This window comes from Lactobacillus rodentium, assembly GCF_003423665.1.
Taxonomy (GTDB): domain Bacteria; phylum Bacillota; class Bacilli; order Lactobacillales; family Lactobacillaceae; genus Lactobacillus; species Lactobacillus rodentium.
Genome location: NZ_BFBY01000005.1, coordinates 62,254 through 81,723, shown reverse-complemented (window position 1 = coordinate 81,723; position 19,470 = coordinate 62,254). Strand labels below are relative to the sequence as shown.

The window sequence follows — 19,470 nt, the reverse complement described above, 5'->3', positions numbered from 1 at the left end:
TTGATTTTACCATATTTTTTTAAATTTACAAACCTTTTTCACGTGATCCTGAGCACATTGCTCATTAATTATTACGTAAAAGAAGAACTTTTATTTTTTATTCTTCTGAATTTTCACTGTTAGTTTCAGTTGTTACTTCAGCTTCATCTGTTTCTTCTTCATCTTCTGTTGAAGCAACCCTTGTAATGCTTGCTACTTTAGCCCCATCATCTACCTTAATTAAGCGGACTCCTAAGGTAGCACGACCAGTTTGCGATACATCGTTAACATCAAATCTAATCATTACACCGGCATCAGTAATCAGCATGATATCTTCATTACCATTAACAACTGTTACTCCGGCTAATGGACCATTCTTTTCAGTCACATTGATAGTCTTGATCCCTTTACCGCCACGGCCTTTAACTGGGTATTCACTTGCAGCTGTTCGCTTACCATAACCATTTTCAGAAATAACTAGTACCTCAGAATCAGGCGCAAGTACTTCTGAACCAACAACATAGTCATTATCTCTTAGTTTAATACCACGGACTCCAGCAGCTGTACGTCCCATTGCACGAACATCATTTTCATTAAAAGTTACTGCATAACCTAAATGGGTACCAATAAAGATATTTTGATTACCATCAGTAGTTAAAACATTGTTTAATTCATCACTGTCACGCAAAGTTAAAGCAATTAATCCGCTTCGTCTAATATTTTCAAATTCTGAAACTGGTGTCCGTTTTACAGTACCTAATTTAGTAACGAAGAATAAGTAACTATCATCTGCATCTTCAGGAATGTTAATTACGGCCTGAATTTTTTCGCCCTTGTCTAATTGGAGCAAGTTAACGATTGGCAATCCCTTTGCATTACGCCCAAATTCTGGGATTTCATAAGCTTTCTTAGAATATACTTTACCCAAGTTTGTAAAGAATAATAAGAAGTCGTGAGTACTTGAGAAAATCAAGTGATTAATAAAGTCATCATCTTGGACGCCCATTCCTTTAATACCACGACCACCACGATTTTGAACTTTAAACTCACTAGCTGGCATTCTCTTGATGTAGCCGTTATGGGTTAAAGTTAAAAGAACATCTTCTTTTTCAATTAAATCTTCATCTTCAATTGAAACTACTTCACCAGCAGCAATTTCGGTACGACGTTCATCTCCAAAACGTTTTTGAATATCAAGTAATTCATCATAAATGATTTTATCAATACGTTCTGGTTTGGCTAAGATATCCTTATAATCAGCAATTTTTGCTTGGAGATCTTGATATTCACCTTCGATCTTATCACGCTCTAAACCAGTTAAACGTACTAAACGCATATCTAAAATAGCCTGGGATTGACGATCATCTAAACCAAAACGTGAAATTAATTGAGTTTTAGCAATATCACTAGTCTTTGAACCACGAATAATACTAATAATTTCATCGATATGGTCTAACGCAATTCTTAAACCGGCTAAGATGTGAGCTCGTGCTTCTGCTTTCTTTAAATCAAATTTAGTTCTACGAGTAATAACATCTTCTTGGTGATCAAGGTAGTATTGAAGCATTTCCTTCAGCGTTAGGAAATGTGGCGCACCATTAACAATTGCCACCATATTGATACCAAAGTTTGCCTGCATTTGTGTCTCTTTAAATAAATTATTTAACACAACACTAGCACTAGCATCTCTTCTGATATCAATAGTGATACGCATTCCAGTTTGGTCAGATTCATCGCGAATTCCAGTAATACCGTCAATTACTTTTTCACGAGCTAATTCAGCAATCTTTTTAACTAATTCAGCTTTATTAACTAAATATGGTAATTCAGTAACAACGATTCGTTCGCGACCATTCTTTTCAATTTCAATATTAGTTTTAGCCCGAACAACTATATTTCCTTTACCACTTTCATATGCGTGATAGATACCGCTTCGTCCCATTACAATTCCGCCAGTTGGAAAATCTGGTCCCGGAATCACTTGCATTAATTCTTTAACTGTTACGTCTGGATTTCCCATTAACATGTGAAGACCACTAATTACCTCTGACAAGTTATGAGGTGGAATGTTAGTAGTCATACCAACGGCGATACCACTTGCACCATTAACTAAAAGATTTGGAATACGAGCCGGTAAAACTTCAGGTTCATTTTCAGTTCCATCATAGTTTGGAACCCAATCAATCGTTTCTTTATTGATGTCACGAAGCATTTCCAGGGTAATTTTACTCATTCTAGCTTCTGTATAACGCATGGCAGCTGGTTCATCACCATCGACAGAACCAAAGTTACCGTGTCCATCAACTAACATATAGCGATATGAAAAGTCTTGAGCCATGTGTGCCATTGCTAGATAAATTGATGAGTCACCATGAGGGTGAAACTTACCCATTACATCCCCAACAATTCTGGCAGACTTTTTGTAAGGTTTATCTGGAGTTACTCCTAATTCGTTCATCCCGTATAAGATACGACGTTGAACCGGCTTCATCCCATCACGTACATCAGGTAATGCACGTGCCACGATAACGGACATGGCATAGTCCAAAAATGAACTACGCATAGTTTGCGTTAGATCAACATTTCTAATTCTATGATCTTGCATTTGATTATCATCAGCCATTTATTACTACCCTCCTATGCATCTAAGTTTTCTACGTATTTAGCATTCTTTTCGATAAATTCACGTCTTGGAGAAACTTCATTACCCATTAAAAGTTCAAAGACCTCGTCAACGTCTTTTGCCATTTCAGGACTTACACGATCTAAACGACGATTTTCTGGATTCATGGTTGTTTCCCAAAGTTGTTCAGGATCCATTTCTCCAAGTCCCTTATAACGTTGCACAATTGGTTTTGGACTAGGTTGGAGTGTTCCCATGTAATCTTTTAATTCTTCATCGGTATCAAGATATTTAATAACTTTACCTTGACGTACTTGGTACAGAGGTGGACGAGCGATGTAAACATATCCCTTTTCGATCATTGGACGCATGTAATTGTAGAAGAGCGTCAATAATAAAGTACGAATATGGGCACCATCGACATCGGCATCAGTCATAATAATCAATTTATGATAACGAGCTTTTGAAATATCAAAGTCTGCACCAAAACCAGTTCCAAGAGCAGTAAATAAAGATCTAATTTCTTGGTTAGCTAAAATTCGGTCCATTGATGCTTTTTCAACATTCAAAATCTTCCCTCTAATTGGCAAGATCGCTTGAGTTAAACGTGAACGTCCTTGCTTAGCTGAACCACCGGCTGAGTTACCCTCGACGATAAATAATTCAGAGATTTCTGGATCATTACTTGTATTATCAGCTAATTTTCCTGGTAAGTTGGCAATTTCTAAACCAGATTTCTTACGCGTAACTTCACGAGCACGTTTAGCAGCAACACGAGCACGAGCAGCTAATTGTCCTTTTTCAACAATCTTACGTCCAACTTGAGGGTTTTCCATTAAGAATTTGCTAAACGTTTCTGAGAAGGCCTTATCAACTGCTGCTCTAGCATCAGAGTTACCTAATTTAGTCTTGGTTTGACCTTCAAATTGCGGATTAGGGTGTTTTACAGATACGACTGCGGTCATACCTTCACGAATATCTTCACCAGAAAGGTTATCATCTTTATCTTTAAAGATTTTTGACTTACGAGCATAATCATTCACAACACGAGTCAAAGCTGTCTTAAAGCCTGATTCATGCATCCCACCTTCATAGGTATGGATGTTATTAGCAAAAGTCATCATCGTGGTCTTGTAACCAGTAGTATATTGAAGGGCTACTTCAACATCAATACCGTCATAAGTACCTTCTACATAAACTGGCTCATCAAATAAAATTTCTTGACCTTTATTTAAGAATGAAACATATTCCTTGATACCACCTTCAAAGTGGTAAACATCAGTTTCAGCAGTTTCTTTACGCTTATCAGTAAAAGTTAATTTTAATCCTTTGTTTAAGAAAGCTAATTCACGAATTCTATTTTTTAAAATCTTGTCATCAAAAACAGTGGTTTCAGTAAAAATATCAGGATCAGGATAAAAATGAACAATTGTACCATGTTGATCTAAAGGAACTTCGCCCACTTCTTTCATTTCTTGCACAACACGTCCATGATCAAAAGCAATAGTGTATTTTTTACCATCACGCATAACAGTAGCGTCCAGCTTAGTTGAAAGAGCATTAACAACTGAGGCCCCTACCCCATGGAGTCCACCAGATACTTTATATCCGCCACCGCCAAATTTACCTCCAGCGTGAAGAACAGTAAAGACAGTTTCTAAAGCAGGCCGTCCAGTTTTCTTTTGAATATCAACCGGGATACCACGACCATCATCTTGAACAGTTACACTACCGTCTTCATTAACAGTAATTTCAATTTGAGTTGCAAAACCAGCTAATCTTTCATCAATACTGTTATCAATAATTTCCCAGACTAAATGGTGTAGACCCTGTACACTAGTCGAGCCAATATACATCCCGGGACGCTTACGAACAGCTTCTAGACCACCTAAAACTTGAATTTGACTAGCATCATAACTATCGGCTTTTTTTTCAAATTCTTCGGCTTCACTTAAATTATTTTTACTTTTATCTTCAGCCATTTATTTCTCCTCTTTTGTGACAATACCATTACTAATTTGAAAAACACGGGGCGCTTTTACTATTTCCCAGGAAATTCCTTCTAAATCAGTAGTAGTTATAAATGTTTGTGTTTTTCCATGAATATAGCTTAATAAACTACTCTGTCTGGTGTGATCTAACTCACTCATCACATCATCTAACAGTAAAATGGGGTATTCATTTGTTAGTTCATGAACAACACTAATTTCTGCTAATTTCATACTCAAAGCAATTGTTCTTTGTTGACCTTGTGAGGCATAATCATGGGCATTTCTTTTATCAATAAAGAATTCCAGATCATCCCGGTGCGGCCCACTCAGAGTAGTACCCTTGCGGATTTCCATATTTTTATTTTTCTGAAAATTACTTAAAACCTTCTGATAAATCGTTTCGACACTATTATCATCTTCAATATCTGGAACTGAAGGTCGATATTGAACTAATAATTCTTCTTTCTTCCCGCTAATTTGCTGGTGTGCCTGTTGTGCATACTTATTTAATAGAGAGACATATTTTATTCTTCTATAAATAATTTCAGCTGCCACTCCGGCCAATTGATCGGAGAGGACATCCAAAAATAATTTATCTTTTGCCTTCCCTGCCGATAATTGCTTAAGATAATTATTTTTTTGTTGTAATATCTGGCGATATTGACTTGAAAAATATAAATATTCCGGATTAATTTGACCAAATTCTAAATTCATAAAATGACGTCGTACTGCCGGCGCCCCTTTTACCAAGGCTAAATCTTCCGGAGAAAATAAGACCGCATTCATTTGACCCACATAACCAGATAACTTCTTTTGTTCTAACCGATTTACCCAAGCTTTTTTTCCTTTAGTGGTCAGTCGTAAACGCAATTCTACTTCTACTTGACTTTTATGTAGTCGTCCTTGCAAGCCTGCAAATTTGCTACCGAATTTAATTAATTCTTTGTCATTATTGGTACGATGAGATTTAGTCAGTGCTAAAAAATAGATTGCTTCCAGTAGGTTAGTCTTTCCTTGCGCATTTTGCCCAATAAAAATATTAACGTTTGGATCAAAATCTATTTGTAGCTCAGAAAAATTACGAAAACCCTTTAAAGTTAGATTTTCAAGATACATTAATTATTCTGTAACGAATCTATACTCTTCCCCTTCAACTTTTAAAGTATCACCTGGATGTAGTTTTTTACCACGCCGATTTTCTAGCTGGCCATTCAAATTCACAGGATTATCTTGTAAGTACCATTTCGCTTGACCTCCAGACGAAATGATTGCTTCTTCCTTTAAAAATTGAGCTAAAGTAATAAATTCACCTTTAACTATAAATTTTTTAATCGAAATCACCCCATTACCTTGTTACACCAAGCTATTATACCGTTTTTTAAGAGCTTACGCAATGCCATTAAAGCCTCTGAGAGGTTTTAGCCTCTATTAATATCCCTATATTAAAACTAATAAAAAAAGCTGAAATGGGCTAATTTTGCCTCTTTCAGCTTTTTTATTAATTTTTATTTTTATTCTTTAAGTTAAAAAGTTCTTACCGGAGTAATTAGTTGAGTAAATTCAACATCATCTTTTCCAGGCACAACGGTAAATGGGCGTAATGGTTGTGTAAAGTTCATTACCACTGAATCAGTAAATGAAGCTCTTAGGGCATCCCGCAAGTAATCAGGATTAAATGCGATTAATAAACTTTCTCCTGTTAATTTCTTAAATGGTAATTCTTCTTCTACATTACCGATTTCCGCAGAATCACCTGTCATTTTTACCTTTTGATTTTCAGTATCTAAATTTAACTTAACAACGTTATTTCTACTTTCATGGGTTAACAAACTTACACGATCAAGTGCTCTTGCTAATGTCGATAAATCAAATTCAGCTTCAGTAGTAGACTCAGTTGGAATTAAACGATCAGTATCTGGGTAGGATCCCTCTAATAAACGTGAATAGAAAGCTAGATTTCCAATTGTAAACAAGACTTGATTTTCACCAGGACTAACAGTGATTTCTGGATCACTTTCACCAATAATTCGTGAAAATTCAACTAGGCTATTACCTGGAATAACCAACTTAGCTTTTGTTTCAGGTCCATTTTCTAGCTCAATTGTTCTTTGAGCCAAACGGTGACTATCAGTTGCAACTGCCTTAATTTTATCTTGACTAAAATTAAAGTTAACCCCATTTAGAGTTGGACGACTTTCTTGATTAGCTACCGCAAAAACAGTTTCATTGATTATTTCTCTAAATGTTTTTCCTGATAAGGTAAAGGCAGAATCATTAGGAATTTCTGGTAAACGTGGATAGTTATTAGCATCTAAACCATTAATCATAAATTCTGTGTTTTCTGAAGTGATTTTAGTTTGAAAACTTTCTTTAACTTCAAATGAAAAATCTTTACCTGGTAATTTTTTAATAATTTCACTGAAAAAGCGAGCTGGTAAAACAATAGAACCAGTTGATATGACTTTTAAATCATCATTTACTGGTATCTTTATTTCAATAGAAATATTTGTGTCACTACCTGTTAGAACTAATTCAGTTTCAGATAAATCCAATTTAATACCACTTAAAATTGGAATAGTGGTACGAGAAGAAATTGCCCGCATAACATTATTTAAGTTTTCCAGGAACAAATTTCGATTAATTGTAAACTGCATCGTTTACCTCCTGTTTTTTCGAATACTTTTTATTTAATTATATATTAAATATATAGAAGTAGTAGTAGGTCCAGTGGATTATGTTGAAAACTGGAACAAACTAGTAATATTAAAGCAAAATGCATGTATAAAAGATGTGGAAAAATATTAAAGTTATCCACATGTTATTAACTTTTTAATGATCTAACATCGCTCTTAAATCATACACAGCTGACTTAATTTCTGAATCAGTTTTGAGTGCACGACTAATTTTATCGCATGCATGCATAACAGTAGTATGATCTTTTCCCCCAAATTCTTGTCCGATTTTTGGCAAACTCGAATCTGTTAGTTCTCGGGAGAGGTACATAGCGATTTGGCGTGGAATTACAATTTGCTTAACACGTTTTTTGCCTTTTAATTCAGTAGTAGAAGTTTGGAAATAATTGGCTACTACTTCTTGAATTTTAGAAACTTGCAAACCGCGATTTTTCTGAACTAATTTTAAATCTGCTAAAGCTTCTTTTGCTAAATCAATATTGATATCTTCTTTTTCGATTGTGGCATGAGCTTGTACTTTAACCAGTGCACCTTCAAGTTCACGAATATTTGTATCAACTTGTGAAGCAATATAATCCAAAGTATTATCGTCAATTGAAAGTCCATCTGCTTCAGCTCGTTTGCGCAAAATAGCAATTCTAGTTTCTAGGTCTGGAGGGGTAATTTCAACTTGTAGCCCCCAGGTAAAACGTGAGACTAAACGTTCAGATAAGGCAGGAATTTCATTGGGTAAACGATCACTGGTCATAACAATCTGTTTTTGATCATTATAAAGAGTTTCAAATGTATGGAAGAATTCCTCTTGGATTCCCTCTTTTTTAGCGAAAAATTGAATATCATCAACTAATAAAAGATCACAAGTACGATATTTTTCTCGAAATTCGTCTTGGGTCTTATTTTTTATTGAATTAATAAAGTCATTAACAAAAGTTTCACTTTGAATGTAAACAACTTTAGCATTAGGTTTTTCTGCTAACATTTGGTGTCCAATTGCTTGCATAAGGTGAGTTTTACCTAAACCAACACCACCAAAGATAAATAAGGGATTATAAAAACTCCCAGGATTATCAGCTACAGCTAATGCAGCTCCAGCTGCTAATTTATTTCCTTCACCTTGAACAAAGGTGTCAAAAGTATAATTGCTATTTAATTGGAGGTCTTTAGTAAATTCATCAGGTTGGTCGGAGCTAGCAAGGTGGGGAACTGGTTCAGGTTTACTAGGTGTAACTATCCTTTCTGGTCCGCCGCTACCAGCAACTTGGAAAACTGGAGATATTTCCATGTCTGCATATGCATAGGCTTCTTGCACTAACTGAGAAGCCAAATTTTTTTCCCAATAACCTTTAGAAACTGGAGACTCAACTGCAATTATCATTTCTTTAGTATTTTTATCAAAGGAAATTGGTTTAGTATTTTTAAACCATGCATTATAGGCAACTTCGCTGTAACGAGATTTCATCTCTGAATTAAAAAATTGCCAAAATTTATCTAGATCAAACAAAATAATTCCTCCAATAAGGGATGATTATAACAATAAAGCAAAATAAGTTTAGCATTTTTAACGTTAGTTTTCCACAAGGTGAAATATAAAATTAACAAATTAACAAGGGTGTGGAAAAATAATTTTAGAAATACACAGGAACAAATAAGAAAGAGAAAAAAATAGGATTTTCCACAGAAAAAATGTGGATAAAAAATCCTTTATTTAAAAGGCTTTGATTCAGATTTTTTAAATGCTTTTCCACAAGCTGTGAATAGACTTTTTCACACTCTGTTAATTGTGTATAAAATTGAGAATTAGTCTGTTGAAAAAATATTTATTAAAATTTGATACTCAAGATATCCACAAAAAATTAAAGAAAAATATTATGATTTATGGGTCTTTTTTCTTAGAACGCCTTGGTTTTTTGAAAAAAATATGGTATTCTTTTTAATAAATTGTGCGTAAAGTACTAAAAACGGAGGTGCATATTAATGACCACTAAAAGAACTTACCAACCTAAGAAACGTCACCGTTCACGTGTTCACGGTTTCATGAAGCGTATGGCTACTTCAAATGGCCGTAAGGTTTTAGCAAGACGCCGTAAAAAGGGTAGAAAAGTTTTATCTGCTTAAACCACTGAAAACCAGTGGTTTTTTTTATCTAAGTTAGGATGATTTATTTTGAGAAAATCCTATCGGGTTAAATCTGAAAAAGATTTTCAAACTGTTTTTGAAAATGGCGAATCAATGGCGAATCGAGCTTTCGTACTCTATGTTTTGCCTAAAGAAGGGCAAAAACATTTTCGTGTTGGAATTTCCGTTGGAAAAAAAGTAGGACATACAGCGGTTGCTCGTAACCGCCTTAAAAGATATATTCGTGCAGCTCTAACAGATTTAAAACCCTATATCAAACCTGATTTAGATTTTTTAGTTATTGCTCGACCTTATGCTCGTGATTTTAATATGGAAAGAACGAGAAAAAATCTGGAACATGTGATGAATTTGTCACATATTTTAGTGATGAAGACGACGGAAACAGAGGAAAAGTAGTGTGAAAAACCTTTTAACTAAAAGAAATATCAAAAGGTTAATTTTAGTTCTTGGAATTGCAGTATTAGCTGTTACCTTATCCGGTTGTGCAACTAATACGGGACATGTTCAACCAGTTTCTCATACAAGTGGAAGTTGGTGGAGCAGATATGTTATTTACTATCTTTCACAGTTCATTATTTGGATTGCTAGTTTAGTAAATAATTCTTATGGATGGGCAATTGTCATCTTTACTCTTATTATCAGAGTTATTTTGTTGCCATTAAATGCTATTTCAATTAAAAGTATGGCTAAGCAACAACAAGTGCAACCTCAAATGGAAGCCTTGCGTAAAAAATATAATGGTAAAGATGTAGAGTCTAGACAAAAACTTCAAGAAGAAACAAGTAAATTATATAAAGAAGCGGGAATTAATCCTTATGTTGGATGTTTGCCATTACTAATTCAACTTCCAATTATGTGGGCTTTGTACCAAACAATCTACAGAACTCCGGAACTGATGAATGGTAAATTCTTATGGATGGATTTAGGACGTCCGGATCCATATTACGTAATGCCAGTGCTGGCTGCAGTATTTACTTTTATGTCTTCTTATATAAGTCAGTTATCACAACCTAAGTCTTCACAAAATGGGATGACTAAGTCTATGACTTATGTAATGCCAGTGATTATTGGTATTTCAGCGGTTGGAATTCAATCAGCGATTTCCCTTTACTGGGTGATTTCTAACTTATTCCAAGTAGTTCAGACTTTCTTTTTACAAAATCCATTTAAGTATCAACGAGAATTGGAAGCTCAAAAGGAAGCTGAAAGAGAACGTCAACGTCGTATTCGTAAAACTTATAAGCGATTAGGTCGTAAACAAACTAAATAATTATCTAAGTTTAATAGATAAAGTAGTGAAAGTGCTTTATCCATCATTATTTTTATTGGTGGAATTAGCGCTTTTTTTATTTAAAAAATTATTTAAGGTGATAAAAATGGCACAAGTTTTAACTCAATTTGACACTATTGCAGCAATTTCAACACCAATTGGGGAAGGTGGAATTTCAATTGTGCGTCTTTCTGGTGAAGAGGCACTTAAGATTGCGAATAAAGTTTTTAAAGGCGCAAATCTGCAGACGGTTCCTACACATACTATTCATTACGGACATATTATAAATCCTGAATCGAAAGAAACTATTGATGAAGTGATGGCTACCGTAATGTTAGGACCTAAAACTTTTACCCGTGAAAATACGGTAGAGATTTCTTGCCATGGTGGAATGGTAGTAACTAATGAAATTCTGCAACTCCTGTTAGCTAATGGTGCGCGAATGGCCGAACCAGGTGAATTTACTCGTCGTGCTTTTATGAATGGTAGAATCGATTTAACGCAAGCTGAATCAGTTATGGATATGGTACGTGCAAAAACTGATCGGGCACGTTCAGTCGCAATGAATCAACTTGAAGGTGGGTTGCTGGATCAGATAAAAGACTTACGTCAAGAATTGCTTAATACAATGGCTCAAGAAGAAGTAAATATTGATTATCCTGAATATGATATGGATGATATGACAGGGCAAGAAATGAAGAAAAAAGCAATTTCCGTCTCTAAAAAGATTGATCACTTACTCGAAACAGCAAAAGAAGGAAAAATTATTCGTTCCGGCTTAGCTACAGCAATTGTTGGGCGTCCAAATGTAGGTAAATCTTCTTTACTTAATTACTTAACTCAAGACGAAAAGGCAATCGTAACTGATGTAGCAGGTACTACTAGAGATACCTTGGAAGAATATGTTTCTGTTAAGGGAATTCCTTTAAAATTAATTGATACAGCTGGAATTCATCAAACTGAAGATAAAGTTGAAAAAATTGGAGTTGAAAGATCCAAAAAGGCAGTTGATGAAGCTGATTTGGTACTACTTCTTTTAGATGCAAGTCGAGATCTTTCCGAAGAAGATAAGTCTTTATTAGAATTTACGAAACATAAAAAGAGAATTATTGTTTTAAATAAAAATGATTTAGGAACAAAAATTTCCCGGGAAATGATAGAGAATTTAACCAGTGATCCAATCATTGAAATTTCCGTCTTGCAAAAAGCTAACATGGATCTACTTGAAAATTCTATTGAAAAACTTTTCTTTAATGGAATTGAGAATAAATCTAATGAAGTAATGGTCACTAATCAAAGGCAATCTTCCTTATTAACTAAGGCTAAGCAGTCCCTCCAAGAAGTAATCAATGGGGTGGATAATGATATGCCATTAGATTTGGTACAAATTGATTTAACAAATGCTTGGGACAGCTTAGGTGAAATAACTGGTGAAAGTGCACCTGATGAATTAATTACGGAATTATTTAGTCAATTTTGTCTTGGAAAATAGAGGTAAAAAATGAAAACTTATGATTCAAAAGAATATGATGTAATTGTTGTTGGAGCAGGGCATGCAGGCAGTGAAGCAGCTTTAGCAGCAGCTCATATGGGGCAAAAAACACTTTTATTAACTATTAACTTAGATATGGTGGCATTTATGCCATGTAATCCTTCAGTAGGGGGACCTGCAAAGGGGACAGTAGTACGCGAAATTGATGCCCTTGGTGGTCAAATGGGTAAAAATATTGATGCTACATACGTTCAAATGAGAATGCTCAATACTGGTAAAGGCCCAGCAGTTCGTGCATTAAGAGCTCAGGCAGATAAGTGGCAATACCATGAGCACATGAAGGATGTAATTGAAAACACACCTAATTTAACCTTAAGACAAGGTATTGCGAATGAACTCATTGTAGAAGATGGAATTTGTAAAGGTGTCATTACCAATACTGGAGCTCGTTATTTGGCTAAGAGTGTAGTTCTAACCACGGGAACTGCAGCTCGTGGAAAAATTATTATTGGAGAGCTTTCTTATTCATCAGGACCTAATAATTCTATTCCTTCAATTAAGCTTTCAGAAAACTTGGAAGAATTAGGCTTTAAATTAAGAAGATTTAAGACAGGTACCCCACCACGGGTAGACGGTAATACAATTGATTATTCTAAGACTGAAGAAGAGCCTGGAGATGAAGAACCACGTCATTTTTCTTATACAAGTAAAGATGAGGACTACATTCCTGTAGAAGATCAAATGTCTTGTTACATGACTTATACAAATCCTACGACGCATGAAATTATTCGCGAAAACCTGGATCGTGCACCAATGTTTTCAGGTGTAATTAAAGGTGTAGGACCACGTTATTGTCCTTCAATTGAAGATAAAATTGTTCGTTTTGCTGATAAAGATCGTCACCAAATTTTCTTAGAACCGGAAGGACGAAATACTAAAGAAGTTTATGTTGGTGACTTTTCAACTTCTATGCCAGAAGAAGTTCAATTAAAGATGCTTCACTCAGTTGTTGGTTTAGAAAATGCTGAATTAATGCGTCCTGGTTATGCAATTGAATATGATGTAATTGAACCATGGCAATTGAAGCATACCCTCGAAACTAAAAATATTAAGGGCTTATTTACAGCTGGTCAAATGAACGGAACTTCAGGCTATGAAGAAGCAGCTGGACAAGGTTTAGTTGCTGGAATCAATGCTGCCTTAAGTGCTGAAAATAAGCCAGGCTTTACCTTAGATCGTGATGAAGCTTATATCGGTGTCTTAATTGATGACTTGGTTACTAAGGGAACTAATGAACCTTACCGTCTTTTAACATCTCGTGCCGAATACAGATTGCTTTTACGTAACGATAATGCAGATCTTCGTTTAACTGAAAAAGGTCATGATTTAGGTTTGATTGATGATGAACGATATGCAAAATTTGTTGAAAAACGTGCTGCAATTGAAGCTACCTTAAAGAAGATGCATGAAATTAAAATTCATCCTACTGATGAAGTACAGGAGTACCTGGCAAGCATTAATCAAGATAAGTTAAATGCGGGTGTGACTGCTGCTGACTTTTTGAAGCGCCCACGTGTAACTTTCGAAGCAATCGAAAAGATTGTAGGTGAGCCACTTGCTGATGACCGTTACGTAAAAGAACAAGTTGAAATTGCAATTAAGTATGAAGGCTATATTAAGAAAGAACAAAAGCTTGTTGAACGTCTTCATCGTTTGGAATCGAAGAAGATTCCTGAGGGAATTGATTATTCTGCTATTTCTAGTTTAGCAACTGAAGCTCGTCAAAAGTTTGAAAAAATTAGACCGGAATCAATTGCTCAAGCAGAAAGAATTTCTGGAGTAAATCCGGCTGACTTAGCAATCCTGACTGCATATATCCAACAAGGAAAAATTGCCAAATTGCCAGGTTACCGTCCTGAAGATAAATAGAGTAATTAAAATATAAATTAAGATGAAAAAAGGGATAGTTTGTGAAAGGCTATTGCTTTTTTTAATATTTAAAATTTTTTCGCTAGAAAAACTCTAATTATGATCAATTAATCACAACAGTAAAGAACCGATAAAGAGCTAATTTTTACTTTAAGTAGTCGAAATATTGTGAAATAATTATCTTTATAAATTAATAAACGCTGCTATATCACAAATGCAAACGCTTTTATATTGTGAATGAAAGTGGTTTAATAATGGTGAAGAGAAAAAAGGGATAAGGAGATGCTTTAAATGGCAAAAATAAATGGCTCTGATGCTATGTTCCAAGTAATCTATGATTGGGGTATCGACCATGTTTATGGTTTCCCAGGCGGTTCTTTTGATTCATCAATGAACGCAATTCATAATTGGAAAGATAAGATTAAATTTATTGAAGTACGTCATGAAGAAGCTGCTGCTTTAGCTGCTTCTGCTGAATATAAATACACTGGTAAAGTGGCTGTCTGCTTTGGTTCAGCTGGTCCTGGTGCCGTTCACTTAATGAATGGGCTTTACGACGCTAAATACGATAAGGTACCAATGGTAGCTATTGTTGCTAATGTACCAACTAATCGTCAAGAAATTGATTTCTTCCAAGCATTTGACGAAAAGCCATGGTTTGATCCCGTTGCTGTTTGGAATCGTGAAGCTAAGACTAAAGAACAACTTCCTATTCTAATGGATGAAGCTATTCGTCAAGCTTATGCTAAAAAGGGTCCAGCTGTAATTATCGTACCTAAGGACTTTGGTTGGGATAAAATTGAAGATAATTTCCGTGTTAATGCCAATGCACACCGTGAAAATACCCCAGCTCCTAAGAAAGAATCAATTGAAGAAGCTGTAAAATTAATTAAAGAAGCCCATAATCCAGTTGTTTACTATGGTTTAGGTGCTAAACATGCTGGTAAAGAATTAGAAGAATTTTCTGATAAATTTAAGATGCCAATTATGTCATCAGTATTGGCTAAAGGTGTTGTACCAGATGAATTTCCTGCATATATGGGTTCAATTGGCAGAGTTGCTCCAAAACCAAGTGATGATATTCAAACTCATGCTGATTTGGTTGTTTGGGTTGGTAATAATTCACCATTCTCAATCTTCTTCTTTAATCCAAATGCAAAGGTAATTCAAATTGATACTGATTCAGAAAAATTAGGTAAACGTCACAAGGTTGATGTACCAATTTTGGCTGATGCTAAGAAAACTTTAAGAGCCTTAATTGAAGCAGGTGATGGCAGAGAAGAATCACCACTTTACAAGGCTGCTTTAGCAGACCGTGAAAACTGGGATGCATGGCAAGATAGCTTTAAAGATTCAGATCAAATGCCAGTTAGACCTGAACCAATCTTTGATGTAATTAATAAATATGCCGCTGATGATGCGATTTTTGCTGTTGATGTTGGTAACGTAAACATTGACTTCCAACGTTTAATGAACTTGCACGATAAGCAAAAGTGGTCAACTTCTGGTTTATATGCAACGATGGGATATGGCTCACCTGCTTCTTTGGCAGCCGCAACGGTATATCCAGATCGTGAAGTATGGCAATTAGTTGGTGATGGTGGTTTTGCTATGATGAACCAAGAATTGCTTACTCAAGCTCGTTACAATATGCATGTTTTAAATGTAGTATTTACTAATGAAACTTTGGGTTACATTCAAGCTGAACAAGAAGATGAATCTCACCAACCATTATCAGGCGTTTTACTTCCAGATAATGACTGGGCCAAGGCTGCAGAAGGTATGAATGTTAAAGGCGTAACTGTTCGTACTAAGAAAGAATTTGAAGATGCAGTTAAGGAATTTAAGAAGATGGATGGACCAATGTTAATTGATGTTAAGTTCACTCATGATATGCCTTACTCATCTGAATTAAATACTTTGGATGACCCAGAATTTGTTCAAAAGTATCAAGCTCAAGCATTGAAGCCATTTAGCTACTTTGCTGAAAAGTATGGTGTTGATCTTGATGCAGAAACTGGTGCCTCTCAACATGAAGACAAAGATGAAAAAGAAGAAGCAACTGTTGATACTTCAAGTGGTGCATCACAACATTAAAAGTTGATACAAAATAAGTTATTATTTAAAAAGTCTGTCTCTTGAATTGAGGCAGACTTTTTATTATGATTAGTAATCACTAAAAGTAAGTAAAAGGGTAATAAATTTTTCAAAAAACGTTTATACTATATAACTAGAGATATTTAGATTATGGAGGCGCAATTATGCAACAATTCGGTGTTATTGGTCTTTCAGTTATGGGAAAGAACCTAGCTCTTAATGCAAAGAATCATGGCTTTTCTGTTGCAGGCTATTCAATTGATAAACCTGAAGTAGATGCTTTAGCAAAATATGAAGATAAAGATCTTAAACCTACTTATACTTTAGAAGACTTTGTAAATTCATTGGAACGTCCACGTAAAATTTTGGTACAAATTATGGCTGGTGCACCAGTGGATGAAGTTATTCAACGATTAATTCCTTTACTTGATAAAGAAGACATTATCATTGATGGTGGTAACTCAAATTTCCACGATACTGTTCGTCGTTCACGTGAGCTTGAAGCAAAAGGCATTCACTTCTTTGGTATGGGAGTTTCCGGTGGTGAAGAAGGAGCTCTTAATGGCCCAGCTTTAATGCCAGGTGGAGATGAAAAAGCTTATGAAGAAGTTGCTCCAATCTTAGAAGCAATGGCTGCTAAGACTCCAAGTGGTCAACCTTGTGTTGGTTATATTGGGCCTGAAGGTAGTGGTCACTACGTAAAAATGGTTCACAATGGTATTGAATATGGTATTATGCAAATTATTTGTGAAGTATATGATATTTTACGTACCATTGGTGGCTACTCTAATGAAGAAATGAGTGACATTTTTTCTAAATGGGATGAAAGTGCCCTTAAGAGTTACCTCATTGAAATTACTGCTAAAGTATTGAAACAAAAAGATGACTTAACTCCTGATTACGTAGTTGACCACATTTTAAATGAGGCTTCATACAAGGGTACTGGTAACTGGATGCTTGAAGATGCTATTAAATTAGGTGTGCCAATTACTGTAATTGCTGAAGCAGTTATGGCTCGTTTCATGTCAAAAGCTACCTTTAGAGATGATCCTGAACCAGCTACTGCTCCTGAAAAGGCACCTGAAGACTTGGTTGAAAAGTTAGGTAAAGCTTTATACCTAGCTACTGCTGTTTCTTATGCTCAAGGTTTTGAACAAATGACTGCAGCTGCTAAAGCTTATAATTGGGGACTTCACTACGATACCATTGCTCAAAACTGGGAAGCTGGATGTATCATCCGTTCAGAAATGTTACAAGATATCAAGTCTGCTTATCGTGCTGACGAAAACTTGCAAAATCTTTTCAAAGCTCCGTTCTTTGACAAAGTTAAGAAAGAAGATATTGGTGCTTTACGTGACATTATCAAATTAGCAACTGATGCGGGTATTCCAACCCCAACTTTAAGTGCTGCTTTGAATTACTTGGAATCAATTTTTAATCCAAACTTGCCACAGAACTTACTTCAAGCTCAACGTGATTACTTTGGTGCTCACACTTACCAAAGAAATGATCGTCCAGGTACTTTCCATACTGAATGGTATGAAGAAAAATAATTGTTTCATGTGAAACGCAAAAGACTCATAGAAATTTCTATGAGTCTTTTATTTTGTCCTATAATAGGTAAGGTATATTAAAGTAAAGTTATAAAAGTTATGGATTAAGTTATGAAAAAAACACTCACAGCTGTATATTGGAAACTTATTTTTCAATCAATTATCGTCGGAGCTCTTGTTGGTGTAGTAATTGGTGCCTTTAGGTGGGGATTAGATTATGTAACAAACTCTTGGCTAAAAATTTTTGCCAATGCTCATGAAAATAATCTTTGGTTTGTAGTTATAATTATCGGTTTTATTTTAATTAGTGTAATTTCTGGATTACTAGTTAAAAAGCATCCCCATGTTGGTGGCTCTGGTATTCCAGAAGTTAAATTGGAATTAGCCGGTAAGCTGTCATTGAGTTGGTGGCCGACATTATGGCGTAAGTTTATTGGTGGAATTTTAACAATTGGTTCAGGACTTTTTCTAGGACCAGAAGGTCCCTCACTTCAAATGGGAGCAATGGTTGGTAAAGGTGTAGCTCAAGGAGTTAAGCAGTCAAAAACAAATACCAGAGTGTTACTAGCTAGTGGGAGTGCTAGTGGGTTAGCGGCCGCATTTGGTGCACCATTAGCAGGAAGTATGTTTATTTTGGAGGCAGTTTTTCGTGATTTTGCACCTAGAGTTTGGATGACTTCACTAGCAGGTGCAATTGCAGCTAATTTTGTGGTATCTAATATGTTCGGCCAGCATGTTGCACTGCCCTTACATTATGGGCACATGTTGCCGCTAAATTTATATTGGCATTTGGTAATCTTAGGCTTGTTAATTGGACTTTTAGGTCATTTATATAAAATTGGTTTATTTAATGTTAAAAAACTTTATGCTAAAATCACTTTTTTACCAGCATGGCTTTATAGTTTAATTCCATTAGCAATTTTGATTCCCATTGCTTATTATCTACCGAATATTACTGGTTCAGGTAGCCGTCTGATTCTTTCATTAAATCAATTGGTTAGTCCTTTGGGCTGGACAGTAGTTGGGATGCTGGTAGTTTACTATTTAATTAGATTAGTTTTCTCAATTGTTTCTTATGATTCAGGTGTTCCCAGTGGGGTATTCTTACCGGTCCTAACTTTAGGAGCTGTGATTGGTGCGACTTATGGTGCTTTGATGGCCCAATTAGGATTATTGCCAGAACGTTATATCATTAATCTAATTATTTTTTCTTTGGCAGGAGCATTTGCTTCAGTAATTCATGCGCCATTTACAGCGATTTTATTAATTGTTGAAATGGTGGGCTCGATTTTTCAATTAATGCCATTAGCAGTTGTAGCCTTTATTGCATTGCTAGTTGATGACTTTTTAGGTGGACATCCAATCTATGACCAATTGGCTAATGCCATGGAAAAAACTAATTCTTATCATGACGAAAGAACTGGACGCCAAGATCAAATTACTTTACCTGTCTATGAAGATAGTAAGTTAGTAGGTAAAAAGATTGCTGAAATTAAGTGGCCTGAAAACACCTTAGTTCGAATGATTAGACGTAATAGTGAAGATTTAATTCCAGTAGGAAATACTATCATTCAAGCAGGTGACATGTTGGTGATTGAAGTAGATGAGGGAGAACGTGGCAAAGTTTATAACGCCATGAAGAAATTACAGGGTGTTGAATTAGACGGATAATTAAAAATAAAGTTTTAAAATTTTCTAAAAAGTGTT

At 35.3% G+C, this 19,470-nt stretch carries 14 protein-coding genes; 8 read left to right on the top strand and 6 right to left on the bottom strand.

Annotated features, from left to right (window positions below):
* Positions 1-97: 97 nt before the first annotated feature.
* The 6 genes from gyrA to dnaA all read right to left on the bottom strand — a co-directional run bounded on the left by gyrA (position 98) and on the right by dnaA (position 8,787).
* Positions 98-2,602 carry a DNA gyrase subunit A gene (gene gyrA / locus LrDSM24759_RS04255; RefSeq protein ID WP_117118255.1) on the bottom strand — a complete coding sequence of 835 codons (2,505 nt, stop codon included), beginning with the start codon at positions 2,600-2,602 and terminating at the stop codon, positions 98-100.
* 14 nt (positions 2,603-2,616) lie between these two features.
* A complete protein-coding gene (gene gyrB / locus LrDSM24759_RS04250) occupies positions 2,617-4,584 on the bottom strand; it encodes a DNA topoisomerase (ATP-hydrolyzing) subunit B (RefSeq protein ID WP_117118254.1) in 1,968 nt (655 codons plus the stop codon).
* On the bottom strand, positions 4,585-5,709 hold the full coding sequence (gene recF / locus LrDSM24759_RS04245; RefSeq protein ID WP_117118253.1) for a DNA replication/repair protein RecF: 1,125 nt from the start codon (positions 5,707-5,709) through the stop codon (positions 4,585-4,587).
* A 3-nt stretch (positions 5,710-5,712) separates the two neighbouring features.
* Entirely contained in the window at positions 5,713-5,934 is a 222-nt protein-coding gene (gene yaaA, locus LrDSM24759_RS04240; RefSeq protein ID WP_117118252.1) for a S4 domain-containing protein YaaA, read from the bottom strand.
* 182 nt (positions 5,935-6,116) lie between these two features.
* Positions 6,117-7,247 (bottom strand): DNA polymerase III subunit beta, encoded by a 1,131-nt coding sequence (dnaN, locus tag LrDSM24759_RS04235; RefSeq protein WP_117118251.1) that lies wholly within the window; start codon positions 7,245-7,247, stop codon positions 6,117-6,119.
* Between the two features lie 175 nt (positions 7,248-7,422).
* Positions 7,423-8,787 carry a chromosomal replication initiator protein DnaA gene (gene dnaA, locus LrDSM24759_RS04230; RefSeq protein WP_117118250.1) on the bottom strand — a complete coding sequence of 455 codons (1,365 nt, stop codon included), beginning with the start codon at positions 8,785-8,787 and terminating at the stop codon, positions 7,423-7,425.
* 473 nt (positions 8,788-9,260) lie between these two features.
* On the opposite strand from dnaA, the gene rpmH reads away from it, so the two are divergent.
* The 8 genes from rpmH to LrDSM24759_RS04190 all read left to right on the top strand — a co-directional run bounded on the left by rpmH (position 9,261) and on the right by LrDSM24759_RS04190 (position 19,434).
* Positions 9,261-9,401, top strand: a complete 141-nt coding sequence (gene rpmH / locus LrDSM24759_RS04225) for a 50S ribosomal protein L34 (RefSeq protein ID WP_117118249.1) — start codon at positions 9,261-9,263, stop codon at positions 9,399-9,401.
* Positions 9,402-9,449: 48 nt separating this feature from the next.
* Positions 9,450-9,818, top strand: a complete 369-nt coding sequence (gene rnpA, locus LrDSM24759_RS04220) for a ribonuclease P protein component (protein WP_117118248.1) — start codon at positions 9,450-9,452, stop codon at positions 9,816-9,818.
* Position 9,819: 1 nt separating this feature from the next.
* A complete protein-coding gene (locus LrDSM24759_RS04215; protein ID WP_117118247.1) occupies positions 9,820-10,692 on the top strand; it encodes a YidC/Oxa1 family membrane protein insertase in 873 nt (290 codons plus the stop codon).
* A 106-nt stretch (positions 10,693-10,798) separates the two neighbouring features.
* Positions 10,799-12,184, top strand: coding sequence for a tRNA uridine-5-carboxymethylaminomethyl(34) synthesis GTPase MnmE (gene mnmE, locus LrDSM24759_RS04210; RefSeq protein WP_117118246.1), 1,386 nt, complete (start codon positions 10,799-10,801; stop codon positions 12,182-12,184).
* Between the two features lie 9 nt (positions 12,185-12,193).
* Positions 12,194-14,113: a tRNA uridine-5-carboxymethylaminomethyl(34) synthesis enzyme MnmG gene (gene mnmG / locus LrDSM24759_RS04205; RefSeq protein WP_117118245.1), complete on the top strand. Its 1,920-nt coding sequence runs from the start codon at positions 12,194-12,196 to the stop codon at positions 14,111-14,113.
* A gap of 291 nt (positions 14,114-14,404) precedes the next feature.
* A complete protein-coding gene (spxB, locus tag LrDSM24759_RS04200; RefSeq protein WP_117118244.1) occupies positions 14,405-16,210 on the top strand; it encodes a pyruvate oxidase in 1,806 nt (601 codons plus the stop codon).
* A gap of 164 nt (positions 16,211-16,374) precedes the next feature.
* On the top strand, positions 16,375-17,763 hold the full coding sequence (gnd, locus tag LrDSM24759_RS04195) for an NADP-dependent phosphogluconate dehydrogenase (RefSeq protein WP_117118243.1): 1,389 nt from the start codon (positions 16,375-16,377) through the stop codon (positions 17,761-17,763).
* A 111-nt stretch (positions 17,764-17,874) separates the two neighbouring features.
* The gene (locus LrDSM24759_RS04190; RefSeq protein ID WP_117118242.1) at positions 17,875-19,434 is read left to right on the top strand and encodes a ClC family H(+)/Cl(-) exchange transporter; all 1,560 of its coding nucleotides are present in this window, start codon (positions 17,875-17,877) and stop codon (positions 19,432-19,434) included.
* Positions 19,435-19,470: the final 36 nt, after the last annotated feature.